20 protein-coding genes are annotated in these 26,540 nt (G+C 61.9%); 6 read left to right on the top strand and 14 right to left on the bottom strand.

From position 1 onward, the window contains the following. Positions 1-152: 152 nt before the first annotated feature. From ACSQ12_RS09685 to ACSQ12_RS09675, 3 genes are all read left to right on the top strand, one after another. Complete coding sequence (locus ACSQ12_RS09685; RefSeq protein ID WP_436065232.1) at positions 153-1,052, top strand: ROK family protein; 900 nt, start codon at positions 153-155, stop codon at positions 1,050-1,052. Positions 1,053-1,205: 153 nt separating this feature from the next. Beyond that, positions 1,206-1,631 (top strand): hypothetical protein, encoded by a 426-nt coding sequence (locus ACSQ12_RS09680; RefSeq protein WP_436065231.1) that lies wholly within the window; start codon positions 1,206-1,208, stop codon positions 1,629-1,631. A gap of 39 nt (positions 1,632-1,670) precedes the next feature. Next, entirely contained in the window at positions 1,671-2,252 is a 582-nt protein-coding gene (locus ACSQ12_RS09675) for a helix-turn-helix domain-containing protein (RefSeq protein WP_436065230.1), read from the top strand. Between the two features lie 571 nt (positions 2,253-2,823). On the opposite strand, the gene ACSQ12_RS09670 is transcribed toward ACSQ12_RS09675, so the two are convergent. After that, positions 2,824-3,291 carry an EAL domain-containing protein gene (locus ACSQ12_RS09670; RefSeq protein WP_436065229.1) on the bottom strand — a complete coding sequence of 156 codons (468 nt, stop codon included), beginning with the start codon at positions 3,289-3,291 and terminating at the stop codon, positions 2,824-2,826. A 58-nt stretch (positions 3,292-3,349) separates the two neighbouring features. On the opposite strand from ACSQ12_RS09670, the gene ACSQ12_RS09665 reads away from it, so the two are divergent. Beyond that, positions 3,350-3,964, top strand: coding sequence for a hypothetical protein (locus tag ACSQ12_RS09665; RefSeq protein ID WP_436065228.1), 615 nt, complete (start codon positions 3,350-3,352; stop codon positions 3,962-3,964). 158 nt (positions 3,965-4,122) lie between these two features. Here the strand turns inward: ACSQ12_RS09665 and ACSQ12_RS09660 are convergent, their stop codons facing one another. From ACSQ12_RS09660 to ACSQ12_RS09600, 13 genes are all read right to left on the bottom strand, one after another. Beyond that, positions 4,123-8,052 carry a hypothetical protein gene (locus ACSQ12_RS09660; RefSeq protein WP_436065227.1) on the bottom strand — a complete coding sequence of 1,310 codons (3,930 nt, stop codon included), beginning with the start codon at positions 8,050-8,052 and terminating at the stop codon, positions 4,123-4,125. Between the two features lie 134 nt (positions 8,053-8,186). Next, entirely contained in the window at positions 8,187-9,815 is a 1,629-nt protein-coding gene (locus tag ACSQ12_RS09655; RefSeq protein WP_436065226.1) for a hypothetical protein, read from the bottom strand. A gap of 46 nt (positions 9,816-9,861) precedes the next feature. Next, complete coding sequence (locus ACSQ12_RS09650; protein WP_436065225.1) at positions 9,862-10,794, bottom strand: carbohydrate ABC transporter permease; 933 nt, start codon at positions 10,792-10,794, stop codon at positions 9,862-9,864. Further along, entirely contained in the window at positions 10,791-11,804 is a 1,014-nt protein-coding gene (locus ACSQ12_RS09645) for an ABC transporter permease (protein ID WP_436065224.1), read from the bottom strand. Before ACSQ12_RS09645 ends, ACSQ12_RS09650 begins: the two co-directional genes overlap by 4 nt. A gap of 149 nt (positions 11,805-11,953) precedes the next feature. Next, complete coding sequence (locus ACSQ12_RS09640; protein WP_436065223.1) at positions 11,954-13,882, bottom strand: glycoside hydrolase family 127 protein; 1,929 nt, start codon at positions 13,880-13,882, stop codon at positions 11,954-11,956. Between the two features lie 70 nt (positions 13,883-13,952). Beyond that, positions 13,953-14,906 (bottom strand): N-acetylglucosamine kinase, encoded by a 954-nt coding sequence (locus ACSQ12_RS09635; RefSeq protein ID WP_436065222.1) that lies wholly within the window; start codon positions 14,904-14,906, stop codon positions 13,953-13,955. A gap of 36 nt (positions 14,907-14,942) precedes the next feature. Next, positions 14,943-16,193, bottom strand: coding sequence for a mannose-6-phosphate isomerase, class I (gene manA / locus ACSQ12_RS09630; protein WP_436065221.1), 1,251 nt, complete (start codon positions 16,191-16,193; stop codon positions 14,943-14,945). Between the two features lie 109 nt (positions 16,194-16,302). After that, complete coding sequence (locus ACSQ12_RS09625; RefSeq protein WP_436065220.1) at positions 16,303-18,399, bottom strand: glycoside hydrolase family 36 protein; 2,097 nt, start codon at positions 18,397-18,399, stop codon at positions 16,303-16,305. Positions 18,400-18,401: 2 nt separating this feature from the next. Further along, on the bottom strand, positions 18,402-19,451 hold the full coding sequence (locus ACSQ12_RS09620; protein ID WP_436065219.1) for a hydroxyacid dehydrogenase: 1,050 nt from the start codon (positions 19,449-19,451) through the stop codon (positions 18,402-18,404). Beyond that, positions 19,448-20,296: a sugar phosphate isomerase/epimerase family protein gene (locus tag ACSQ12_RS09615; RefSeq protein WP_436065218.1), complete on the bottom strand. Its 849-nt coding sequence runs from the start codon at positions 20,294-20,296 to the stop codon at positions 19,448-19,450. Before ACSQ12_RS09615 ends, ACSQ12_RS09620 begins: the two co-directional genes overlap by 4 nt. A 22-nt stretch (positions 20,297-20,318) precedes the next feature. Then, a complete protein-coding gene (locus tag ACSQ12_RS09610) occupies positions 20,319-21,188 on the bottom strand; it encodes a carbohydrate ABC transporter permease (RefSeq protein ID WP_436065217.1) in 870 nt (289 codons plus the stop codon). Next, entirely contained in the window at positions 21,181-22,137 is a 957-nt protein-coding gene (locus ACSQ12_RS09605; RefSeq protein WP_436065216.1) for a carbohydrate ABC transporter permease, read from the bottom strand. Before ACSQ12_RS09605 ends, ACSQ12_RS09610 begins: the two co-directional genes overlap by 8 nt. Then, positions 22,134-23,282: an extracellular solute-binding protein gene (locus tag ACSQ12_RS09600; protein WP_436065215.1), complete on the bottom strand. Its 1,149-nt coding sequence runs from the start codon at positions 23,280-23,282 to the stop codon at positions 22,134-22,136. The genes ACSQ12_RS09605 and ACSQ12_RS09600 overlap by 4 nt, the downstream gene beginning before the upstream one ends. 283 nt (positions 23,283-23,565) lie before the next feature. Between ACSQ12_RS09600 and ACSQ12_RS09595 the strand changes: the two genes are divergently transcribed. Beyond that, the gene (locus tag ACSQ12_RS09595) at positions 23,566-24,189 is read left to right on the top strand and encodes a DUF624 domain-containing protein (RefSeq protein WP_436065214.1); all 624 of its coding nucleotides are present in this window, start codon (positions 23,566-23,568) and stop codon (positions 24,187-24,189) included. Positions 24,190-24,228: 39 nt separating this feature from the next. Next, on the top strand, positions 24,229-25,266 hold the full coding sequence (locus tag ACSQ12_RS09590; protein WP_436065213.1) for a LacI family DNA-binding transcriptional regulator: 1,038 nt from the start codon (positions 24,229-24,231) through the stop codon (positions 25,264-25,266). Positions 25,267-26,540 lie beyond the last annotated feature (1,274 nt).

Raw genomic sequence — 26,540 nt, 5'->3', positions numbered from 1 at the left:
TTTCAGAAATGACTGGCCTTTCGCGGGCCGCAACGACAGACAGGATGAGAACCTTAGCGTCGCGGGGACTCATTGGTCCCGCCAACGAGGCGCCCTCGACGGGTGGCCGGCGATCCGCTCAGTATCGACTCATGCCGAACGGCGGAGCGGTTATGAGCGTCCTGCTGGGTGCCAGCGAGGCAAAGGTACAGGCATTCGACCTTTCCGGACAGCCGTTATCTGCTACGAAGCCGATGGCAACCGTACGTGGCGGGTCTGCCGCTATCTTGGATTCCTGCCTGGCTTCGGCGTATTCGCTCCTGAATTCCATGGACCACCTTCCTGTCCAGCTCGTAGCAACGGGCGTTGTTCTGGATGAAGGTGCGCCGGATCTGGAATGGCCTGAATATTTTGCTGGCCGCCCGGTCGTCGTCGACTCCGCGCTGGGGGCCATGGCAACGGCGGAGGCCCTGTCGCGAACCCCTCGTCTGCAGAACATGTTCTTCCTGGACGTGGGAAAGACCATTGACTGTGCCGTGCTGGTTCACGGTAGGACGCTGGGGGTTCTCAGGACTTCCAAGGGGGCGTTCGGGCACACGCCGGTGAAGGGCACGTCGATGCGGGCCTGTGCTTGCGGCATCATGAATTGCCTGCAGGCTATCGCAGGGGAAGAGGCAATAATTGCGGGCCTCTCGTCAGACTTTAGAGACGAACCGGACGCGATCAGCGATGCTGTCCGGCGGAGCGATGCGGCTGCAGTCAGTGCTCTGCGACAGGCAGGTCGGTACATAGGAGAAACCCTGTTAGGGAGCATCCACCTCCTTCGACCTGAGTTCGTCACTGTCAGAACCCGGTGGCCGGGTGCCGCCGACTTTTTGCTGGCCGGCCTTAGGGAGGCAGTATACGAAAGCGGCGCCCCCGCTGTGACGGAGAAGCTGGTGTTGGCGAGTTCAAGGACCGGGTCTCCCGCCACCGGGATTGCACTTCGAGCCCTGGACGCCGGACTGGCGGTGGATCCAGTGGACCAATTGCTGTCAGCTCCACCCAACCTCAGCGAACAGCGGATCTATTGACCAGCACCGCCCAAGTCGACCGACCGTCATCGGCACGCCAGCTGACCGGCCGCGGGTAGAATCTACTGGCGATCGACAACCCATACAACACGATCACTTGCTGCGGCACACTGGGCTCATTGGATCTCGGTTCAGCTGGAAGGTCCCAAGCCCATGGATGAAGTATTTCGCGACGACGACGTCGCCGGCGATCCGGACAGGTCACCGCACGATCAGATCAGACGCTATAGTGTTCCGGCCGGGCTGAACCCCGACGAAAAATTCGAACATTGGCGGAGCTGGTACGGCAGCGCGATTGACGCTCCCGTTCGGTTGGAAAAAACCGACAAGCTAGTGCGATCCGGCTTCAATCCAACCGCCCTGAGCCTCGAGAGCCCGGGCTTCAGTCTTGTTGACGTCACGAATGAACCCGCCAGTTGCTACTGGAACGGGGACACGAATCCCAGCGACTGGCTCGTGTATTTCAGGACTTCATGTGACAAGTTCAGCTTCTCAGGACGCTCCGAGGCCGTCTCTCCCGGAACAGTCAGGTTCTTTGATCTTTCTTTGCCAGGAAACTTCCATGCGCCCGCCGGCTAAAGCGCTGTGCGGGTCCATTTCGACCGGAGCCTGCTCGGCTTGGACGACAGATCCGTCAAACGGCTGCAGGGATTGGCCGACATCAGAGAAAACCCCATTATGCGTGGGCTGATTCTTCCAGCCTTGTCCGGCTGGCAGCAGTCGGTCATAGCCCCGGAGATGCCGCGTCTTCAACCGGTCGTCCGGTCGATGATGACGGCCTTGGTCAGCTCTTTGCTCGAAACCACGGCCGATCCCGGCGACATAAAACTGGCCCGCATCGCAGCGATCAAGAAATTCGTGCGCAGGAACTTCAGAAACCCTGCCCTCACAGTTGACGAGGTCGTGGCCTACTCATTTCTTTCACGCCGTGCCCTTTACTACCTCTTCGAAGACGAAGGGCTCCAGGTCAGCGGACACATCCGCGCTCTGCGGACCTTGGAAGCCCTTGAGCTCCTCGCCGAAGCAACCTCGTGGAAACGCTCTCTGACGGACATAGCGGGTGCCAGCGGGTTCACAAGCCTGCAAGCCATGCGGCGTGCCGTCAGGGAACTAACAGGGCTCTCGCTTGTGGACGCGCAGGAGAAACCGGAACTCCTGCGGACTCGAGCCGCCGAACTAAGAAAATTGACCGGGCTGTGAATCGGCCGGACAGAATCCCGCCTGGCATATAGTCCGTTCCACGCTTTCGCCGGACTCCCCGCCTGCCTCGATATCTGATGGGTCCCACACGACTCGTCCGCTTCGAAGGTGCCGACGCTGTCATGGATTTCTGGACCCGGGACCAAATGTGCCCCAAAGAGGGTACGACGCGGGTCCGCTCCTTCTTTTCTTGCCGGTAACTTTGACGATGCCGTGGTCTTCCCCATGGCCGAGCCATAAATTACGATCGGGCCCGGGCAGGACCCGGAGGGTCCCTCGGGTGATTGTCTTACCCAGCGAAGGTGCTTCGATGGATCCGCGCGGAGCCCCGAGGGCTCTTGGTGGTCCGAGGCCGGACGCTACGAGGCCGCGTCGAAGGACGATGTATGCGGTGGTGTCATTCAGGTGCCCCGTCCCGAAAGCTCGGACGGTTTGATCTCGAGCCAGCACGCAAACGATGACACTTTCCCGCATAGTCGCGGCGCCGGTGCTCCGAGCAGGGGCACAGGGCGCAACTCGCGCCCGGCTGGGCCATTGCTGGGGAGATCAGCCGGCTCCGGCGGATTGGCCCTTAGGTCTCAAGGCTATCCGCATCTCCATTCGCTGACGACCGGTTCCGCTGCCTCCAACGGGACCAGTCCGACGGAAGCACGGATGGTCTACCCAAGAGGTAGCCTTGCCCGATGTTCACGCCCATCTCGGTAACGGCGGTTAATTCTGCATTGGTTTGGATTCCCTCGGCGACAAGGCTTGCCCCGATCTGTGACGCGAAGCTGACCATAGCCGTGCACAGGGCTCTCTGGTTGGGGTCACAGTCGACGCCCGCAACGATGGTCCGGTCAAGTTTGATGAGTTCCGGGCTGAGCCTAAGGATGTGGCGCATGGATGAGAACCCGGCTCCGACGTCGTCGATAGCTATGCGTACGCCAGCGCTTCTGAGTGGGGCCAGTGCTTCCGCGAGACGTGCATAGTCAGCCACGGCTGAGCGTTCGGTCAACTCTACGACGATCCGCCCGGGGTTCAGACCGGAATTCCTCACGATGTCGCTCAGCCTCGGGTCAAGGCATGCCGACGGGGAGAGATTGACGGCGGCATAAATGTGGCCGGGAAGATCCGCTGCGGCCGGCGGCGCCACACCTGGGGCCACCGAATATCAGCGGAGCGTTGTCCAGCTCAAGGGTGCCTTCAACTCGTTCCTGATCTGGGACCGTATCAAGTCCTCCGCTCCCAGCAGGTTCAACCTGCACACGCTCACCACGAGCATCGACCAGACCCCTGGCAAGCTCACTGCGCACGGCTACAAGGGCGTCGATCTAGACGTTCACCTGCTGGGGGCGGCACAACCATCGGTGGCCCTGGACTCCGGCAGGGTCTCGGGCGACTGGCCCCAGCCGAACCAGCAGTGGATCCAGCTTGGCCAACCGGCCGGCACCGATCACACCGTACTGCTGCAGCCGCGCGCGACAGGCGAGAAGGCCCTGGAAACCATCGAACACCCCACCGGCACAGCGACCTTGAAGGCGTATGAGCTGGTTGCGGCGAACGGTGAACGCGCCATGGTCCTGCTCAACAGCGGTGACGCCGTGGCGCAGGCTGACCTCGGCCTGACAAGCGGTTGGACGGCCGCCACCCCCGCCGAGAATGGATCCGTCAACGGAACGACCATTAATGTCGCCGCCCACCAGGCCCTGGTGCTCATCAAGACCCCGTAAGGGAGCTGCTCCCACGGTAGCTGAGGCGGGCCTCACGGGCCCGTCTCAGCCACCTGCATGACAGCCGCCGAGCACGGCAGGTATGGAGCACGGCAGGCATGGAAAGGGCCGGTGGTGATGGGCATGTATCTGCCATCACCACCGGCCCTTCCGGCTGCTCAGTTGCCGGGTACTTCCACGAGAAGCCCGGCGCTGCTGACCGTTCCCCCTCCGGGCCGCTTCCCCACGACCTTGTACGTCCGGTTGCCGGATGCCTCCGGCAACGTAAACGTGGTTTGCCAGAGTCCGTCGGCGATGGCAACCGATTCCCTATCTGCACTGACCTCATGGATGTCGAAAACCGTCACAGTCCTTGGCTTGGTCCACGCCAGTTCCGCACGTGCCCCCTGATAGCTCACCGACAGTATCGGAATCTCCGGATCGAGTCCCGTCAGGTCGACCTCTTCGAATACACAGGCACTGGTGGTGCAGACACCGGCGTGCACGATCTCCGGCAAGGGAATGATGTCCCGCGCCACCCGCTGCCAGGTCCTGCCGTTCGCGGAAACCAGTGCGGTGACGAGGTGGCTCCTGGCATCACGTTGCAGGCGCAGCCACGGCCGGTCCCCCACATTCATGTGGATGAGCTCCCGCAGATACGGGCTACGGATCTGACCTCCACCCGCGTCGTCACCCGGATTGCCGGCGCCATAGTCTTCCCGGGTGTCCAGGGTGCGGGTGCGCAGGACCAGCCGGCCATCGAAGCCGACTCCGAAGAAGACATAACTCGATCGCCCCGACAGGTCAGAGCGCAGCAGGACTCCGCCCGTGGCCGGGACAGCGGCGAGGCGGGCCGTGATTTCGATCGAGCCGGCAGCAAGGTCGGTTGCCGCGGCCAGAGAGTCCTGCCCATCGCGCAGGTACAGGTGTGCGTCATCGCCGCCTGCGAAGCCGCTGGCCGTGACATCTTTGAACTCGTAACCGTTTTCGGGGCCAGGCATCACGAGGGCCGCTCCGGACCCGATCCAGGCGGCGGTGAACCGGGGCCCTGTCCCGCTGGGCAGGGCACGACAGGACACGGACTGCGACTGCGGTCCTGACCGGTGGTCGTTCGTTGCGGTGACGGTGTATTCAGCCTGGGCTTCGCCGGCGGCAACGATCGCCGTCGTGCCCGGGATGCCCTCGGCCACGACGACGGGTACCGAACTGTCCCCGATTCTTGTGACGGTGTAGCCGGTGGCCCCTTCGACTGCTTTCCAGCTCAGACCGATCTTCCCATGTCCGGCCGTGGCGATGACTGCCGGTACCCTCGCGAGGCGGGGGCAGTCGTTCGAGAACAGCTCGCCTGTTTTGAGGACGACGGCGGACAGCGGCCCAAGCGTCAGCTGGCCGTTCTGGACAGGCTGGGATGTGCCGCTGACGAGGTCATGGACGGATGCGCAATTGCAGCCCGCTGGGAGCGGGACGGGAATGGCACGATCGTTTCCGTGTTCCGTTCGGGTGGTGTTGATAGCGATGAGGTACTCCCCCAGATGCGCCACCACCAGGTCTGGATAGGCCGAGTAGGGATTGTCCTCGACGAAGTTGTCGCGGCGGATTACACCCACTCCGGGTTGCCAGGCCACGGGCAGGAGCTCCCCGGTCAAGGCGAAGGGCCGGCCCTCAATGACCTCATCCTGTGCCTTCTGACGGTATTCCTCACGGGTGGCGCCGCGAAGCATCACGTAGCTGTAGGTCATTTCGGTGCCGGCCTGGAACTGCAGCAGCTGCTCGGTTCCTTCGTGCTGAATGTGGGCCCTGCTGGCCCCTGACAGGCCCGTATTCCTTTCGAGCATATTCACGAACAGATGGGTGTCACCGTCGCGCGCTGAGACCAGAAGGTTGTCGATATCCACCCAGGCAAAAGAGGAATTATCCCAGGCAACGTCGACACCAAGGTCCTGCAACTCCTCCGGAGAGTACGCGTTTAGGCGTGAGTGCGGCAGGAGCCGACCTGCTCCTGCCTTTCCAAGGAGCTGCTGCCTGCCACCGGTGACATACGCGAACGTTTCCCGGATCCGAAGGTCATATTTGAGCTTGCGGTCAAGCCAGCGGCGGTGGAAGGAGTCGAAGAACTGGCCATCCAGCAGTTGCTGCTGTGCGTAACCCGTCGCTTCCCTGGCATACTCGCGGTACTCCTCCCACTCAGGGGTGGAGTACCGGTCCGGGTTCCGGGCCATGAATTCCTCCAGCGACGCATAGCGCAGGGCGGCACCGGATTCCTCGTCCGTGCCGTAGGCGGGGCGTCCCGGGTAATCACTGTTCCTGTCATCGATGACCTGCTGCATGAACATGGCACGGTGCCCGGTTGCCGTTTGCCCCTGATACCGGGTAAACCCGCGGGCGTGGAGGTTCTTCAGGGCCACTTTCAGGATGTCATCGTTGAGTGCTTCGTCCCCGGTGTGCCCGAGGGTCCGGAAGAACCAGCAGGGGAAGTAGTTCGTGGCTTCCCCGTATACGCCCACGTAGCCATTTTCGCGGGTGAGCCCGGCCAGGCCCAGCCCGTAATAGCAGTGACCGTAGGGGATCCGCCGGACCTGGGTGCCTTGGTTATCGAGCTTACTGCGGGCCAAGCCCTTCATGATCACCTGGATGTAGTCGCTCGTGTATTCGGCGTTGCCGTCGTGGTGAAAGAGGGAATGGTGGACCTCAAGGTCGCGGCCGTCCGGTCCGGTCAGGACTTCCTCGCCAAGGAAGGGCGCAACGCCCAGAAATTCGCGCACGATGCGGTGGCTGCGTTCACGGCCCTGGTAATGCCCGGAGCCTATGATGCGCAGTCCTTCGTGGGCTTTCCAGGCGCCTTCATAGGTGTACATCACCTGGTTGTAAATGTAACTGAGCCGGGAGCGAGCGAAGTCAAAACTTGCTTTCAGAACGCGTTCCCATGCGGCCATGCGGGTCAGCGGACCACCGTCCCAGCCGGCGTCCGCAAGTGACGTGTGGCCTGCCTCGCTGCCGGTTGAAAAGGGTTCCAGCAGGAACGACTCGAACTCCTCTCTGCCGCACACTTCCGGGGCAGTGATCAGGTTTTCGACGATGTACAGCGCTTCACCGAGGGCTGCGTAGTAGCCGCCCCAGTCGGATTGGTGTCCTCCGGTTCCAAGGAGCATGACGTTCCCGTAGTACTCGCGGGTGTAGTGGTCTATCGTCGCGAAGACGCGCCGCAGTCCTTGCCTCCGGCGTTCCGTGGTGGCGGAGGGCGACCAGGGCATAAGGAGCGCTTCGGCGTAGAAGCGGAGGTCGTCGTCGTACCGGCTGATCGGCAGGGGCTCCCCCGAATCGGCAAGGGCTTCCAGGGCCTCAAAATGCTCCTGTTGCCAATTGCGGAAGCCGTCGACCAGGGTGCTCTCCTGCTCCAGAGCCGCCCGTTCGGGTTTGATGTACGAACGCCTGCCGGGGTCGGCAGCAGCTGGGGGGTGGACGGGCAGTAGCACGGGGAGTGGCAGGACCGCGGTCGTATGGGTACCGGCCGAGAAGAACCTCCGCGACGGCTCAGTCGCCTTTTCGAAACCGGTCTGGCCGGCGAGGGTCCTGTAAGACAACACATAAGTCCGGAGCGTGATCTCAACGCTTCGTTGCCCGGTCGTGGACGCCAAGGGAAGCGCAGCGGTCGAGTGGAAGAAGCGGCCGGGCAGGCCACCCCGCGTCCCGACATTCAATGGTTCGTAGTCACCAACGGTCCGGTACTGTGCCTGCTCGCCGTTGACCAGGACCAGGGTCTTGTACGGGGATGAGTCTTCTCCCCAGAACTTGACCGTAAGGTAGTTTTGCAGCGCCGGGTCGACCTTCATGGTGAAGCGCAGGTCTGCCAGCCGGGTCGCTGGCGGATGAAGGGGCAGTGCTATCCGCCCGGGTTCACCGGGGTTTCCATGAAGTACCGTTGCAGCGCCCGGGGCCAACGGCCCGGTCGCGGGATCAGGGCCCTCGGCCATGACGGTGCTCCGTTCACTGCTGAAGGCATGCACGGTTTCGGACGCTGTGTCCCCAAAATCTACGAAATCGTGCCAGTGACCGGTCCTGGGTCGTTCGGTGTCCTGCGTTGGCGAGGTCAGTCCGGTGGCGGATGACATGGGGTCCTTTCGGGACGGATGCATGGCTCGGGGCAAGAGTGGGCCGGATGGAGTGCGACCCAGTGGTCTTTCGTGACTGGCCGGTGCAGGAACGGCGCCGAGGCTGGTCACCGTTCCCGCCGCCGGCCAGATGCTTACTGTGCGGCGAGAGCCTCCTCGAATTCCTTGCGGGCCTGCTCGCCGCCTGCAGCTTTCCATGCTGGAACCAGTTCGGATTTCACGGTTGTTAGAGGTTTCCGGCCGAGTACGACATCGTTGATGGCGGTAGTGATCAGCGTGTTCAGCTGTGCCTTTTTGTTGCTCCAGGTATCAGAGAAGAGAACGAGGCTCGGATCAGTGATGAGCATGGTCTCGGTCTTGGTCTGGAATTCGTGGATCAGTTGGGTGCCGTCCTCGAAGCCGGGGTTGAACTGCGGGATAGGGGCGTTGCTGAGGTAGCTGAAACTGACGCCCTTTTCGGTCTTCGCCAGGTCGGTTGGTTTGATGGTTCCGCTCTTCTCTGTCCAATGGAGCTCTTTGACGCCATAGGTGATGTTGAGATGTTCCTGGCTGCCAAACGGGGATGCCATGTAATTGGCGATACGGAGCATTTCCTTGATGCGTTCGGTGTCCTCTGTTTTTGCAAAGGCAGTGAAGAACCCGTACGGGCTGCTGGCGTGGAGCACCGCCTTCTTGCCTGGGGCGCCGGGAGCGACCCAGGGCGCGACTTTCGTGCCGGCCTTCGCAGCAGAAGCGTAGACGCCCGGCCAGCCGGTAGCACTGCCGAGGGTTGTGGCCACGTTACGGGCACCGAACAGCCGGTTGCCGTCTTCAACCGTGATCCCGTCCGGGTGGATTGATCCGTCCTGTTTGACCCCGACTGCCCACGCCAGCGCCGCCTCGAACTCTTCGGTTTCGATTTCGTGGGTGAATTTGCCACCATCTTCACGCCAGTTGTTGGGCGAACCGTTACCCAGGCGTCCGTAGTAGGCAGCCGAAAAGGGGTTGGAGACCCCCCACAGGGATTTGCCCGGCTCAGTGACGGCCTTGAGGGCTTCACGCAGCTCATCAAGGCTCCCGGGTGCATCCGCCACGCCGGCTGCCGCGAAGCTGTCAGTGTAGGCCAGAATGGGCGCCCCGCCTGTGGGCCGCGGGCAGGGGACCCCGTAGATGCCGCCGTTGAAAACGGTCGCCTGCCAGGCCTCCGAGGGGATGTTGGCCAGGTTCGGGTAGTCCTTGATGGCGTCCCCGGAGACATGGGTGGTGATCTCGGTGAATTTGGACTTCAGCAGGGCCGGGGTCTGCGGAATCGGGTAGTTGCTGCCGAAGGTCACCATGTCAGGGATCTGCCCGCCGGCGACGACGGTCTGGACCTTCTGCAGATAAGAATCCGCGAGGGTGGTCTGGACGTCCATGTCTGCGTTCAGTTCCTTGTTCATGAACTGCCAGTACTTGTTCTGCTCCTTCGGGGTTCCTACCGCGCCAAACGTCAGGGTGAGGAAACTGAAGGCGCTGCCGACACCCGGGGCCTGCTCTACGGTCTTTTTCAGGTCATCGAGCGGGTACTTAAAGAAACCCGGCTGAATTGCCGCGCCCTTGCCGGGCAGATCAGCGGCCACCAGGTCAGAGGGGATGTAGGTGGGAAGAATCACTGTGGTGTTGGCGGCGGCGTTCCCGGTGGAGGAACCGCCGCCACAGCCGGACAGCAGCCCGGTGCCTGCCGCGCCGCCCAGCAGGACTGCTGCGCTGAGGAATCGCCGCCGCGATGGTTTATGAACGGTCATGTTGTTTCTCCTTTGAAAAAAATTGCGGACTGGAACCTGCAGGGCGTCAGCCTTTGACAGCACCGGTGAGCATGCCTTTAGCGAAATGCTTCTGCAGGAATGGGTAAACAATGAGGATGGGCACAATGGAGACCACGAGGATGGCCATTTGCAGAGCGGCCTGCGGCGGCGGGATGGAGCCGTCCAGCGATTGCTGGTAGGTCTGGCCCTGCACAACAAAGGTTCGCAGGACGAGCTGCAGGGGCCACTTGGAATTGTCGTTGAGGTAGAGGACGGCGTTGAAGAACGCGTTCCAATAGCCCACCGCATAGAAGAGGGCGACGACGGCGATCACCGCGCGGGAGAGCGGGAGAACGATGCGGGTGAGGACGGTGAACTCGGAGGCGCCGTCAATCCGGGCGCTGTCGATGAGTTCCTGCGGAATGTCCATAAAGAAGGACCGCACCACGATCACGTTGAATGCGTTGACGGCAACTGGAAGGATGAGTGCCCAGTAGGAGTCGATCAGGCCCAGTTCCTTCACCATCAGATAGGAGGGAATGAGCCCGGGGGCGAAGAGCAGGGTGAAGAGGACTGTCATCAACAATGGCTTGGCCCCCAGCGTTTTAGGCCGTGCCAGCCCGTAGGCAAGGGCGACTGTCGTAACAATGCTGATGAGCGTCCCGACCAGAGTCACGCCTGTGCTGACCATGACGGAGCGGGTGACCACGCCCCCTGAGAATATCTGCTGGTATGCGGCGAAAGTCGGGTCGCTGGTCCAGAGGACGAAACCGCCGGCCTGCCGCACCGTTTCCTCATCGGAGAGGCTGGTTGAGATCACTGCAACGAAGGGCAGGATAACCAGGGCGCAGGCAACAGTGAGAACGACAGCCTTGAGTGCCTGAACAGCAGGGTGTGGCTTGCCCATCCACATGGGCCGATCGCTGGCCGCGGAACGCCGCTCGCGTCCCGTGCGCTTGGTGGCTGTGGAACTGATCATGAGTGGTACACGCCCCTTTCTCCGAACATGTGGGCCAGTTTGTTCGCGCCAAGGACCAGCGCCAGGCCCACGATCCCCTTCACCAATCCCACTGCTGTGCTGACGCCCCATGCTCCGCCGATGACTCCGTTATTGAAGACGTAGGTGTCCAGAACTTCTGAAACCTCAAGCCCGACGTGTTGTTGCTGAAGGATGATCTGCTCGAAGCCGACCGTCAGGGCGTCGCCCAGCCGGAGGATGAGCAGCAGGATGATCAGTCCGCGCAGGCCCGGCAGCGTGACGTGCCAGGTTCGCCGCCAGGGTGAGGCCCCGTCTACTGCTGCAGCTTCATGCAGTGACTGGTCGATGCCGGCCAAAGCGGCCAAAAACAGGATGGTGGCCCACCCGGTGTCCTTCCAGATCACTTGCGAGGTGATCAATGCCCTGAACAGGTCAGGGTTGCCGATGATCGACACGGTGGCCAAGTCTGCAGACCGCAGCATCGAGTTCAGCAGCCCTCCACCACCGAGCATGTGCTGAAACACAGCCACGACGATGACCCAGGACATAAAGTGCGGCAGATAGAGGATGCTCTGGACCCACTGCTTGAGCCGGTTCGACATCAGGCTGTTGAGCAACAGCGCAAGCGCGATGGGAGCGGGGAAAACCAATACCACCTGCAAGACCAGAATGATAAGCGTGTTCCCGAGGGCCCTCATGAAGGCAGGGTCGCCATTGAAGAGCACCCTGAAGTTTTCCAGCCCGACCCACGGGCTGTCCCAGATGCCAATGAACGGCTGGTAATCCTTGAAAGCGATGACATTGCCGAGGAGCGGCACATAGTGGAAGGCCAGAATCAGCACGATTCCCGGCGCGGCGAGCAGCAGCAGTGGCCAGTCGGTACGAAGCCGGGCCTTGAAAGATCGTCTATTCCTTGTGCCGCTGCCGCGGTCGGGCAGCGGACCTGACCCTGTTGGCGGATCCTGCGTGGATGCCGGATCCGCAAAGGGAGCCGTCTTGATGTTGGACATAGTTCCTGACGCCTTTGTTGGAGTCGAGCTTTTACGGACTGGGGACGCGGTGTGCTGCATCTTGAAAAATGGACCCAGTGAAATCGATATCAGAAACCCTACGACAAACGCCCGGTGTTATTCAAGTCACATTCGACGCTATTAAAGTGCTATTGGACGGTCGGGCTGTACGCCGGGATCCAGATCCGCATGGTGGAGCTCCCCCGCTCTGCCCAGGAGTGGTACGGCACCAGCGCCGCTTGGGCGCTGGCAGCGGTCACCGCCTCATTTAGGCTGTTGAAGGGCCAGGCGCTGCCGGACTTCCTGCGGTGCAGTCCGACAAGCCGTACGGTGACGGTGCCGTCCTTTTCGCCGATGCCCGCTGTGGTGTCTATTTGGGCGTCGGAGAGTCCCCATCCGACTGGGAGGTCGATGGATTCCAGAGCGAAGACTTCGGGGCCGCGCTCGATGGCCACGCAGCCGCGGACAGCGTCAATCCGGTCATCGGGCCAGGAGAACCGCGGGTCCATGGGAAGGTCGAGGATGATTTGCTGGCCGGGCCGGAAAACCCGGGTGACTGTGGTTGTCCCGAGGACGGCAGGCTCCGTGCCTTCGCCGGCATCCAGCGTTGCGCCGGTGGCCCAGGCGGGAACCCGCAGACTGATGCTGACGGGAGTACCGGGCGCGTCCGCCACGGTCAGCGTGATCCGTCCAGTGGCCGGGTAGCTTGTTTCGATGTCCAGGATCAGGGCGCCGGTGGCCAGTTCGGCGCGGATGCGTCCTGCCGCATACTGGTGGATCTGCACCCCGTCGGCGTCCATGGTTGCTACATAGGAGCTGAGGCTGGCGAGTGTCCGGGCCACGTTGGGCGGGCAGCAGGACACTTCAAACCACGCTTCACGGCCGCTTGAGCCTCCCCGGATGCAGACGCCGTCTTCGTTCAGTGGCGCCTCTCCTGCGGTGGTGCGCTGGTGCAGGGTGTTGGCGTAGAAGAAGGACCTGCCGTCGGCGGAGGGCGAGGTCGCCACAATGTTGTAGAGTGTGCGCTCGATCAGGTCCGCGTATTGCGGGTCGCCGGTGGCCAGCAGCAGGCGCCAGCTGAACATGTTGGAGGCGACTCCGGCGCATGTTTCGCAGTACGAGCGGTCCGGCGGGAGCACGAAGTCTTCCCCGTAGGCTTCGTCCATGTGGTGAGAGCCCATTCCGCCGGTGATGTAGGTGCGGCGGGCGACGGTGTTTTGCCACTGGAGCTTCAGGGCATCGAGGAGTTCGGTGTCGTTGGTTTCAACCGCAGCGTCGACTGCGCCGGCTGCCAGGTACAAGGCGCGAACGGCATGGCCGCGCAGGACGGTGGCGGCCCGGACGGGCATGTCGTCCTGCCAGTAGGCTTGGCCAAATTCGAAGAGGGGCAGCGTTCCGGTGCCTCTGCGTTCGATGAAAGTCTTGGCCTGGTCCAGGTAGCGCCGTTCGTCGGTGACCCGGTAGAGCTCCACGAGGGCTACCTCGATTTCGGCGTGTCCGCATACTTGATCCAGCCCGTCGTGCCCGAACATGGTGCAGACGTGGTCAGCCAGTTTTCGGGCAACGTCCAGGAGCTTTGTCGCTCCGGTGGCGCGGTGGTTGGCGACTGCGGCCTGGATGAGGTGGCCGAAACAGTACAGCTCATGGCCCCACTTGAAGTCGGAGTAGCGGGGTTGCTGCCAGGGCCGGCCAAAAAGAGTGTGGAGGTATCCGTCGGGATCCTGGGCTTGGGCCACCTTGTCGATGAAGGCATCCAGGATCTCACTGAGTTCCGTTTCGCCCGAGCGGGCATGTTCCCAAGACATGGCTTCGATCAGCTTATAGATCTCCGAGTCGGCGAATTCCCGTCCCCGGTGTTCGTACTTCTCCTTCCCGGCCGCCTTTTCAAGGTTGCCCAGCCAGTCAAGGCGGGTGACCCAGGAGACCGCATGGGGAATGATGGCGGCGCGGTTTAGTTCTTGGCGTTCCCCCCAAAAGCCTCCCGACAGCGATACGGCAGGTAAGGGCAGTGGCGAAAAAACACCCGCCGAAGGGGCGACCGGGAAAATATCTGTTGCGGGGACGTGAACGGACTGCATGAAGGCCTCCATGCCGCTTCAACGCGGCGGGCGAAATGTCGACAAGGATTGAGACGATTGAAAACTACGGCTAGTTCGAGCGCGTCAGATGTTCGGCGACGAGCTGGGTGACACCGAAGACAGGGGCCTGGTCAACACTGCGGACATCAGTGATTCCGTCCTTGGCCAATTCTTCACGGAAAGCTGATTGAAGCCGCGGTACGTGCATGCCAAGGCCTCCGCCCAGAACAACAGGTCCCGAGATGCCCAATTGAGACAGTGTCTGCGCGGTCATATCAGCGAGATCCTGCCCGGCACGATCAAGCATCTTCTGACTGGGGACGTGTCCAGCGTCAGCGGCGTCTACTACCAAACGTGCCTGCTGCGCCCAGTAGCGGCGTCCTGTGCCCGCCGAGTGGAACAGCGCGATCAGTTGGTTCGGATGGTCCAGGTCGCAGGCGCCTAGAAGAGCCCGGGTGAGGGTGTCCGCTTCGTAGCCTTGGTTCATCCTGCGCAGGCTGTGGCGCACAGCTTCCCGGCCGAGCCAGTATCCGCTTCCTTCATCTCCCAGCAGGTATCCCCAGCCCCCTGCCCGGGCCTCGGCTCCGCGCGGATTACGCCCCCAGGCCGCTGACCCCGTCCCGGCGATGACGGCGACGCCGGTGCTGACACGGCCTGCTGCCAGCAGCAGCCGCGAGTCGTGGACGACGGTGGTCACGGCTGTCGGCGCGAAAGGGCCAATGAGAGCTTTCAGGGCTTCGGCATCGGCTTCGGTGTCGATTCCGCCGGCACCGGCGTACACCTGCCTGATGTCTCCGTAGCCAATGTCCGCGAAAAGCTCTGCGAGGTTGGCCTGGGCAGCTTCCCGGCTAACGTTCTGGACGTTGGCACTGCCTGCGATACACTCAGCGACAGGCACGCCGTTTTCGAACCGTACGCCGTGGGTCTTGGTTCCACCAATATCCAAACCGATCAAGGCTCCCGTTGCACCGCTGGCCGTACGGATCCCCTCAGCTGTGAACTGGGAGTTTGTTGAGTTGGTCATATCACGCCTGACGTGGTCGTAAGGAAACGGTCATGATCAGTGTGGCGTCGGTTCCTGGATCCCCGTGGTGGCGACGAATGCCACCACCGGCTCCGTGGCTGCCCGCAACGTCACAGGGGTCTCATTGGCGCCGGTAAAAGCGCTGTCGCCTTGCCCCAGTTCAAACGACTGCGCTCTTGTCTCAAGCACACCACTGCCGGAGGCCACCAGGACAAGCACCGGAACCCCTGCCGGCAGCTCCGGGCTCCGGCCTCCTGGTTCCAGTTCGATCCGCTGCAATTGGAACTCGTCGAAGGGAGGCTGCCAGATCAGGTGGCCTTTTGCGGGAGAAGTCGGGGCGAGTCGTGGAACGGGCAGTGGCATGAAGACCACTGTTCTCAGCAGCTCGTCAACGTCGATGTGCTTGGTGGTTAGTCCGCCGCGCAGCACGTTATCCGAAGATGCCATCACCTCGATACCCAGGCCGTGCAGATAGGCGTGAATGTTTCCGGCGGGCAGGTACACCGCTTCGCCCGGACGAAGGGACACTCTGTTCAGGAGGAGGGATATCAGAACCCCCGGGTCGCCCGGGTACGCTTCGTTGAGCTCCAGTGCCGTTTTCAGCGCCGCGGGGTGGGGGCCATCGTAAGGGGTGGATTTCAGCAGCGCCGCCGTGGCCTGAACCGCGCGGGAGACTTCGTCGCCGCCCCTGATCAGACCCGCGAAGGCTTGCTGGATGGAAGTTGGTTCGTCTGCTCCGGCGAGAATGCAGCTTATCTGGTGCAGGACCTTGGGGCTTTCGGTGCCTGTCTCCCTGAAAGATGTCACGAGCGCTTCGAAAATCGCTTTGGTCTCGGCGGCGGAGCGGAATCCGCACAAAGCGTCGAAGTCCGTTAGGGCCAGGATCATCTCGGGCTTGTGGTTGTGGTCCTTGTAGTTGCGTGTCTGCGCATCTTTCGGGACACCGAGGGCCTCTTCGGCTGCGAAGCCGGTGGCAGCCTGTTCCCGGTTTGGGTGCACCTGAAGTGACAGCGGAGATTCAGCAGCCAGCACCTTCATCAGAAATGGCAGGGCGTTCCCAAAGGCAGCCCGGCTGCGTGGCCCCAGCAGACCTTCCGGGTCAGCATCTATCACCTCATCCAGGCGTGTGTGACCTGTGTCCAAGAGTGCCACAGACGGCGCTCCGGGATGGGCGCCTATCCACATTTCCGCCTCGGGAGCACCTGAGGGGCTCCGGTCAAGGTAGTCGGCGATGAGTGTCTTGGACCCCCAGGGGTAATCCCTGATGCTGTTGGCCAGTTTGTACATAGCTTCTTCTTCTCCGAATCAGGGAATCGCAAGTTTTTCGACGAAACCGGCGGGAGGGATGCTCAGTTGCCGGGCACCCGGTGCTGAGGCGCACCCCCAATGCCCGCCTCTATGCAGCCTGCACGGTGAAGGTTGCTGCGAAAGGGTGCCGGCTCCGTGGCGTGGCAGAGAGGAATAAGTACCCGGATGGGTCCCACTTTGTCTCGAAACCTCTACCGGATCCCAGCCAGCAAATCGTAATTTCCTGCCCGGTCCAACGAGGCAAATGCAGGGTCAACTCGTTCTGATCGTGACCGCGCTGCCATACGGTAACCAGGTCCCTTTCGGAAGCCCGGAGTCCGACAGACAACCACTGATCATTCCAGAGGGGTATTCCTGAGGGATAGAAGGCGCTGGACGCTTCGATTTCCGGAAGTAATGCCTTGTGCTCCGAAACGGCTTCACGTACCAGCGCCAGCTGGCCGGCAGTCATCTTGTCCAGGAAGCCCGAGAGGCACATCCGGCCGAGCATCCCGGTTGCCATGGTGAAGCGGATTTCCTCATCGTCCATCTCGGGTTGTGGGTAGGCCCAATGGGCTGCCTGTTCCGGCAGGACACTGAAGAAGGCATTGGCTGCGATCGGCGGGTACCTGAGCAGGTCCTGCTGGTCGGACGTGGACTGGAGGTCCAGGCGGGACAACAGGGCGTAGTCCTGCCGCATGGCCCCCGAAGCGCAATTTTCGATCGTGACCAGCGGGTGCCGGGCCTTTATGCCGTCGAGCCAGTCAAGGTAGGCGCGGTTGTGCCCGAGCAGGCCGGCGCCGGTGGAGCTGGCATCGACGTCTGATCCTGGGCCGGCGGTGATGTTGTAGTCAAGCTTGAAATAGCTCACTCCGAAGTCACGGACGAGCCGGTCCACAGTTTGGTCAAGATGTGCCCTGGCGGCCGGGTGGCGGAAGTCCAGGTGGTATCTGCCGTGTTCCACCACCCGCGTACCGTTGCGCTGCAGGAAGGCCGCTTCCGGCAGCGCATCAGCGATGGGGCTGCGTACTCCGATGACTTCGGGTTCAAGCCAGATGCCCACGCCCATGCCATGGAGTCCAATGGCGTCGGTGACTTCGCTTAGCCCGTTGGGAAAGCGGGCGGTGGACGGTTGCCACTCCCCGACCGCGTCCCACCAGTCGGTCCCGTCGTCGTACCAGCCTGCGTCGATGCAGAACACGTCTGCGCCGGCGGACTTCGCACTCTCGATCAGGGGCAGGAGTTTTTGAGTGGTGGGGTCACCCATGAGGGTATTCATGAAATCGTTGTAGATTACTGCCGGCCCTGAGGACGCGGGCAAGCCACGGAGTGCCCGGCGGTGCGATGTCATGTCAGCGAGTGCACCCTGCAGCCCTTCCTGGCTGATAGCCAGGGCTGCCGGCACGGTGGAAAATTCCTCGCCGGGCTGCAGGGAATGCAGCCAGCTATGTTGGTCATCTGTCGGCCCGAGCAGGGCGAGGCAGAGACCGTCGCGGGTCTCGCTCAGTTCCCAGGCCCATCCCCCGTTATGTTCGACCTGCCACATCCAGCACCACCGGTCATCGGCGTCCACGAGAGCCGCTGTGGGCAACGGCCCCCCGGTGGACCAGGATGAGGTCGAAGCACGAAGCAGATGCCCCCGCTGGTCCTGTGCATGAAGACCCAGGTTCAAATCAGGCAGAGCACGGCGTACGTCCTCAAGTGTCCATTGGTTCTCACCCAGCCATTGCGAGGTGGCCGAGGCCAGCCGCAAGCTTCCGGCGTCGGCAGGCCGGTGTCCGGCCAGGATTGGGAGTGCCAGGGTGGACACGGCCTGGAGCGAGACCGGGTTGCTTCCGTGGTTGCGGATAGTCGTCACAGCCTGGATGGTACGGCCGCCGTTTGCGGCACGGAGGACAGCTTCTACTTCCAATCCGGTTTCTGCGTCGCGCTGCAGCACTGTGAGGACGTGCCAGTTACCCTCCGTTGTGGCTGTGTGGTGGGCGTATCTGAGGCGCTTACCGACGGCTGATTCGGCGTACCGTTGACTGGTTCTGGCTCTTCCCTCCTCTACAGTGAGAATTTCCACGAGTGCAGGACCGGATGCCAGCGGAACCGACGGTGCTTCTGCCGGGTGCAGGTAGGCGATCCCGACCGGGCTTTCCATATCGATAATAAGCGCCAGATGCAGCGTGCCGTTAGACCACGCAATATTGCCGGTTTCCATGTTTATGCCATCCTCATCAGGTCAGTCAGGCCGACCGGGAACCGCTGCGGTGCGGCCGCGGCGTAACGTTCAATTTCATCCAGTGCATAGGCTGCCAGGCGGTGAAGCTCCGTGCCCATCGAACCGGCAATATGGGGTGTCAGCAGGACATTGGGAAGGCTGAATAACGGGTGGCCGGCCGGCAGAGGTTCCGGGCTGGTGACGTCGAGGAAAGCATTGAGCCGCCCCGTCTCCAGCTCATCAACCAGTGCATTGTGGTCCACGAGTTCACCCCGTGCCGTGTTGATGAGTGTCGAGCCGTCCTTCATTGCAGCAAGCTGGGCGGGGCCGATCATGTGCAGGGTCTCTGGCAGAACCGGCGCGTGCAAGGACACGATATCGCTGCAGCTCATGAGTTCATCCAGGCTCACCCGGCGTGCGCCCAGCCGCAGTGCTTCGGCGTCGCTGATCGTGGGATCGTACACTGTGACATCGAAGTCGAAGGGCCGGAGGCGCTCAAGAACGAGTCGTCCGATGGTGGATGCTCCGACGATCCCGATGGCCCGCTCGTAGTTGCCGGTTTCCGGAAACTCCCGCTCTCGATCGATTTTGGTTTGGCGCTGCTTGTAGAGGTGGCTGGCAGCGATCGTTGATTTTCCGGCCAGGAGGATGAGTCCGAGGGTGTACTCGGCCACCGGCAGTGCATTGGCCTCTGCAGCCGTTGTCACTGTTATTCCCCGCTCCCAGCATTCGGGCAGGATGTGTCCTTTGACGCTTCCCCCTGCGTGGGCAATGAGCCTGAGCCGGGGCATGCGGGCAAGAACCGTTGCGTCGATGCGCGGAGAGAACCAGCCCGTGAGGAGAACATCGACATCTCGGATGGCATCATCGGGTGTCGCTTCGAAGTCCTGAATGACCATGCTGAAGTCGCAGTCACACATTGATTCGAGCCGACTGCGGAGACGTTTGGAAAACAGTGCGTCCCGCAGGTCAGCATCCTGCATCGCCAGGGCAACTTTGGGCCTGAACACAGGCGTTCCCGGCGCGGCGATGCTGTGCAGTGCTGCACTCAATTGATGTCCCCATCCCAATGTCTGTCGAGCCATGTCCGGAGGGAAGGCAGCGCTACGTCCAGTTGCGCCGCCTCCGGATACCATGCCTTCTCCCACTCAAGAGTGACCGCTCCGCGGTAGGCGTTGCGGACCAGCAGCTGGCCAATTTCCTCAGTCGGCAATGAACCTTTGCCGATGGGCAGCGGTGTGCTGCTGGCCGGCATGTCGGCGTCTTTGATCTGGACGCTGCCGCGGCCGGTCGCCAGCCAGGGTTCGAGGGTCTTCCACGTCTCTTCCAGCTGTTCGCCCACACGCCAGGGATGCAACAAATCCCACACCACCCCAACGGGGCCGTCCACACGGTTGAGGATCGCTGCGATGTCTGTTCCGGCGGGATGCGAATCGTGAGTCTCCAGCACCGGCAGGACGCCGGAGTCGGCAGCGTATGAGGTGACGGCACTGAGCCTGCGTGCCGCGCGTCCATCCACCTCCTCACGTGGTTCCGTCAGGGGCGGGGCATCGGTGAAGGCGGCAGGTCCGGTGTCTGCTCCGGGGAATACCCGGACCATTGGTGCTCCAAGGTCCCTGGCGAAGTCAACCGCCCGGATGAGCCCGGCGACAACTGTCTCATCGGCGCCAGGGGCCGCCACCTTCACGTAGCTGGCGATGCCTGTGACCTGCACGCCTGCTGCGTTTATCTGGTGGCGGAGGTCATGCCGGGCCGCAGCGTCCATGTCCGGGTCGGCAATTTCGCCTCCAGCGAGCCGCAGTTCGACGCCATGGATGTGGTGTTGTTGCAGCCATGACAGGACGACGTCCACGGGTACTCCGGGCGCGCCCAGCGTTGAGGCTGACGGCGTAATCATGTTGTTCCTCTTGTTTGAAGGGTTAGCCCTTGAGACCTGCGCTGGCCATGCCCTCGACGAATCGTTTCTGGGCAAAGATGAACAGGGTGATCATGGGCAGCGTGGCGAGCGTCGCCCCGGCCATGAGGTAGGGCCATTGCACGTTGAGCGGATCCTGGGAGAAGATCGCGAGTCCCACTTGCAGGGGGCGGAGCTCATCGGAGTTGGTGACAATGAGGGGCCATAGGAAGCTGTTCCACGCCGCTTCTACCTGAAAGACGCCGATGGTGACCAGAGCGGGCTTGACCAGGGGCGTCATGATCCGGAAGAAGATTCCGAATTCCCCAAGCCCGTCCACCCGCGCCGCGTCGGCCAGCTCGGAAGGAAGCGTGACGTAGAACTGGCGGGCAAGGAAGGTGTAGAGCGGTGCGATCGCCAGCGGGATGATCAGGGCCCACCAGGTGTTGAGCCACCCGGTCCCGCCCATCCCGAGGATGTCGTTGCCACCGAAGAACGGGATGGACTTCACCAGGAGAAACAGGGGCACCAGAATGATCTGGAAGGGAACCATCATCAGGGCGATGAAATAGTTCAGGATTCCCTTCGCCCCCCGGATCGGAGCTTTTGCCAAGGCGTAGCCAGCCATAGTGCAGAAGACCAAGGTCAGGGCTGTCTGCCCGACCGTGAGCACCAGGCTGTTCCAGAAATACCGCAGGAATGGTGCTGCGTCCATGGCTTCCACGAAGTTGGACCAGTGGAACTCCCTGGGCAGCCAAGTGAATGTGCCGACCTCGCCGGTTGATTTGAGCGCGGTGAGGATCATCCAGATGAACGGACCGACCATGAGCAAACTGCCCAGTGAGAGTACGGCGTAGAGGGCCACGCGTCCTGGCGTTAGTTTCGTCTTAACCATCCTGGTTCTTCCTTTGCGAACGACCACCCAGGTAGATGAAGGCAGCGACAAGTATGAGCATGATGACCGTTTCGGCGGAAGCGTAGCCCAGCCGGAGGCCTTCAAAGGCGTTGTTGTAGATGTCGAAGGTCAGCACGGTAGTGGAATTGACCGGACCGCCCTTGGTCATCACGAAGACAAGGTCGAAGACCTGGAACGTCTGCACGATCGCGGTGATTAGCACGAAGTAGTGGGCCGGTCCCAAAGCTGGCCAGATCACATTCCGGAATACCTGCCAGCGGTTGGCACCATCAAGGTTTGCAGCCTCCAACAGTTCCTTGGATACGCCCTGAAGAGCGGCCAGGTACACGATCATCTTTGCACCCAGTCCCTGCCAGATGCCGACGGCGATCAAGGCGGGCAGCGCTGTGGAGGGATCATTCAGCCACTCGGAACGGGATAATCCGAAAAGGCTTCCAACAGCGTTGGCAAGGCCGGCGCCCGGATGGTAGATCCAGAGCCACACTGAGGCGACAGCCACAGTCGCGGTCACGACTGGCAGGTAATAGACCGTCCTAAAAAACCCCAGACCGCGAATCTTTTGGTTCAAACCCAATGCGATCAGCAAAGCCAAACCCATGGACAGGGGAACCACGGCGAGGGTGTAGAGGATGGTGTTGCGGAACGCGGCCTGGAACCGGGTGTCCTGAAACAGCTCTACGTAGTTCTCTGTGCCGATCAACTGCCAGGCACCCGAGAAATCGTAGTTCGTGAAGCTCAGGAAGATTGCGGCGAAGGCCGGAACAGCGAGAAAGAACGTTGAGTGCAGCAGGGCCGGCGCCAGGAGCAGCCAGCCGGCGCGTGACTGCTGGCGGGTGAGCCGTGACTTCCGCCCCGCAGGGCGCGCGGCGCGAGTGTGAGCCGCCCCCGCCGCGCGCACCGCTGGTTTGGATTCCTTGAGAGCGCTCACTTTGACTGCTGCTCCAGAGCCTTGAGCGTCTCCTCAGCTGACTTCTTACCCAGGAGGGCGTCGTCAAGGCTTGTTCCGAACGTCCCCCGGAGATCGAGCCAGTTGGCCGCTCCGCCCTCAAACTTGGCGTCATCAAGGTTCGCGGCCACGAACGTGCTCGCCGGGTTCGACTTTACGACCTCCGAGTCCGCGGCATCCTTGCCCGCCGGGACGGCGAAGTTCAGGGTAGCGATGCCCGCTTCAGCTTCCGGCTTGCTCAGCTCCTGGATGAAATCCCAGGCCGCAGCTTTCAACTTGCTGCTCTTACCAACCGAGGCAAGCTGCCCGCCGGTGAACATGGAGCCTTCCTTGTCCTCGAGGTTGAAGTAGACAAGGTCATCACAGACGGCCTTCCCAACGCCCTTGTCGGAGCAGTCAATGTAGCCGCCAGTGAACCCCATGGCAGCTTCGCCCGTGTTGACAAGCGGGGATTTCGCCGCGTTCTGCGCACCGTACTTCTGCACGTTGTTCACCATGCTCTTCATCCATTCAAGGGTCTGAACGCCCTCGGAGCCGGCGAACTCGGCCTCACCGTCGGTGTTATACAAAGGCTTGCCCAGCGAACCGAGCAAAGCGACGAAGTCCTGACGGTAGCCGCCCGGCGCGGCCCAGAAGTCAAAGCCGGCCTGGGTGATGTTCCCGGCTGCATCCTTGACGGTGAGCTTCTCGGCAGCGGTCTTGATTTCGGCCATGGTTGTCGGCGGCTTTGACGGATCAAGGCCTGCCTTTTCGAAGAGTGACTTCCGCAGGGCCAAGGGCTTTGGCCCTGCGATCAGCGGAACGGCATAGACCTTGCCCTTGTACTCCGCAGCCGGCACGAGAGCCGGGTTGGTCGACGCGCCGAGCGAATCCGCCGTTGCGCCGAACGTGGACAGGTCTTCAAAGACGTTCTTGGCAGCGAACGGAGGGACCCATCCGATTCCGGTGACCAGGACGTCATATCCCTGCCCGCCGGCGATGGAGGTAGAGATCTTCTGGTTCAAAGTGTCGAAGGTAGCGAAGTCGGGTTCCACCGTGACCTTCGGGTACTTCGTCTTGAACGAGGTGACGACCTTCTCAAGCTGGGCCTTGCCCTCATTACTGGCAGGGTAGCTCGGCACAAGCACCCGGAGCGTACCTGTCACCTCCGCAGGGTCGGAAGCCGGTGCGCCAGCTGTACCACCCGAACCACAGGCCCCAAGGGCCAGAGTGCCAGCAACTGCCAGCGCGAGAAACCCTGCACGTCGACGTGCCATATCAATCCTCCTGAGTCGGCCATCCACCTTTGGAAGGCGCCTGCACCCACTGTATGATATCGATATCAGAGATGCAAGTCACAACTTCCTGCACCTAGGATGGAACGGTCTGCGGCCCTGGCTCGCAACGTCGCTGCAAGGAATGGATGAACAAATGGATCAGCAAAAACGCCGACCTCGGAGCACCGCCCTCATGGCCGGATTTGAAGTCGTGGGCGACATCTTGCTGCTGCAGATTCTGTTCGTGGTGGCCAGTCTGCCACTGGTGACTATCGTCCCTGCGGCGATAGCCCTGCAACGCGCCTTGCGGAAAACCGTGATAGAGCAAAAGCCCGGTCTCACTCGAACCTTTCTCAAGGAGTTCAAGTGGGCCTGGCGGCGCTTGGGACTGGTCGGCCTTATCGCTCCGTTCGTTGTGGCTGCCGCCGTGCTGTCCATCCTTTTCTGGCTCGCCTCGCCGGGAGTTGTTGGACTAGTGGCCCTATGCGTGATCATTCCTGTGTGTGGCCTGGCCGCCGCAGCCTACCTGGCGCTGCTCGGAGCCGCAATGACTGCCGAAGAGAACACCACACGGAGTGGGCTAATCGCCAGGACACGCGCTCTCTTGCTCAGCAATGCCCTCCCTCTTGCCGGGGCCTTGATCGCCCTCTCCACGTGGCTGCTGCTCGCCTTCCGCCTGCCGACGTTGATTCCGATAGGAAGCGGCCTCGTCCCGGCACTCTTGGCCTGGCTGCTTGTCCGCCGGCAAATATCCGCCCTCGGCGGCATTTCAGGATAACGTTCGCAGGAGACCAAAGAATTGAAATACGAGGGCCCAATGAGAGTTACTAAGGATTCCCGCCAACCGGTGATCGCTGACGTTGCGCGCTTGGCCGGCGTTTCCGTGCCGACTGTCTCCCGGGTGTTGACCGGCAACATCCCGGTGAGTGAAGAAAAGCGCGAGCGTGTCCTGGCTGCCATCGAGGAACTGAATTACCGTCCGAGTTCCCTGGCAAGGGCACTGAAAAGCGGTGAGCGGACCATGATCGCCATCTTCGCATCAAGCACGTCTGCCTACGGGTATGCCGTGACTCTCGCCGGCATTGAGGAAGTCGCCCAGGCGGCGGGATTTTCCGTAGTCATTTCCGCGGTGAAATCCCCCGATACGGCTGATGTGTCGGCCGCGTTGGAAGTAGCACTTCAACAGCAACTCGCCGGGATTATCGTGCTGGACTTCGATCCGTCGGCCGCTGAAGTGCTCAGACAACTGCCGAAGAACATCCCCACAGTCGCGGCGTCCGGATTTCCGAAGGGACAACCAGGCTTCCCCTACGCCTTCATTGACGAATATGCCGCCGGCCGCGAGGCCACACAGCACCTACTCAGGCTTGGACATAAGACGGTCTACCACCTGGGCCTTTACCCTCTGACGCAGTTTTCGGGCAGGTATCAGGGGTGGCACGACGCGCTGACAGAAGCGGGCATCACGCCCCCACCTGTGCTGGAAGCTTCGCGCGCCCCGCGCTCTGGCTATGAACAGGGTCTTCGAATTGCGGCGGACCCAGGCATCACGGCGGTTTTCTGCTCGAACGACGGGCTGGCCGCGGCCGCCCTCCGGGCCTTGTTGGAGAGGGGTGTCCGAGTTCCGGACGACGTCTCGATCATCGGCTGGGACAACCAGCCGTTCAGCGAGTTTACGTGGCCTTCGCTCAGCACGGTCGCACCTGATTTCAAGGATCTGGGAGTGCGGACTTTCGGCCTGCTTCAACAACGCCTCGCCGGGTCGGATGCTGTGCCCGACTCCACTGCAGCTCCGGTCCTCCTCGAAAGGGAATCCACTGGACCGGCGAGAGTCCGTGACGGGAACCGAGACTGACGGGGCCTGGGCTTTTACATCACGTTTGGCCCGTGCTCTCTCGGCGTCACAGTCCTGACATCAAGAGAGTCATTCCCCGGAGATATCGTGAACGGCCGCGTTCTAAAATGGGCCACGATCCAGTCCGGCTGGCTGCCCGGCTGGTCTTAATTTCTAAGACTTTGGCGCACCTTGAGGTACCAATGTTCGCGTGTCCAAAAGTCCCTGGCAATTTGTCCACCTGTTTGGACTGAAACGCCTCTGACCTGTGGCAACGCTGAGTCGATAGGCGGGTGCAGTCCCACACACTTTCAGTCTCCGATGCTCCCCCGCACGTCGCACCGTCAGGTGCTCCTGCCCTCGACGTCGTCCTGGCCGCGGTCACGCGGGGCTGCCGCAATTGAGTTGCCTGCTGATCACGTGAGGCTCCGGCGCGGGCATGACGGATGTCACCAAAAGGAATAAGGAGTGGAAAGACTCACGATACGGCCGCGCGTCATGTTGCACAGAACGTTTGGACGCATGAACACCTACCAACTCAGAGTTCAGGAAGGACCAAGAATGGAGTTCCAGTGACCGCCCGTGTACAGGGTGTGGACAATGTCCACACCCCTTTGACCAGACAACGATCACGTTTTCCGCCCCACTCGACCACAGAAATCGGCTGAGCGAAGCGAAAATACTTCGAGAAATCGCACCCAGGTCATGTCGTCAACACAACTCGTAGCCATGAATGAGTGATGGCTTACCAAGCCATCAGGACACCCCAGAAAGAGAGGACAAATACCCCTAGATTCCATCAGGCGGAGGGCCCACAGGCCAGGACCCTGACTCGCCACCCGCACAACCGAACAGGCCACCGCGGCGCCAGGCACAGACCGCGGACAGTGTCAGAGGGACCCGCGGAGGGTCAATGTCCACACGTTAAAGCAAAAACCCCTCTGACGAGGGGTTATGCGTGCCCGAGGTGGGACTCGAACCGGGTTCCAGCCCTTGCCGACACTGGGCTCCCGCGGAAACATGCCGAGTACGGCCCGATCCAGCCCCAGTACGACCGAGTCCGAAGCCCAGAGTGTGCACAATGTGCACACCCCCTTTTGCCTACTTACCTGCCCCATATAGCCGGCCAGACCGTTGATCCAGAACTTGTCCCGCGCGTCCTCTCCTCTCGCCCTCCCCCGGGCCGCTGGTTCGCTACGGACAACGACAGCCTCGAAGGGTGACTGCACCAAGGCAACACCAGGATGAGCCGACTTAGGCCAAGACGACAAAACATCCGATATAGGCGTTATCAA

Origin of the sequence: Arthrobacter sp. LjRoot14, from assembly GCF_964253905.1 — a bacterium.
GTDB lineage: Bacteria > Actinomycetota > Actinomycetes > Actinomycetales > Micrococcaceae > Arthrobacter.
The sequence above is the reverse complement of the archived record's forward strand: the minus strand, read 5'-3'. Positions and strand labels throughout refer to the sequence as shown.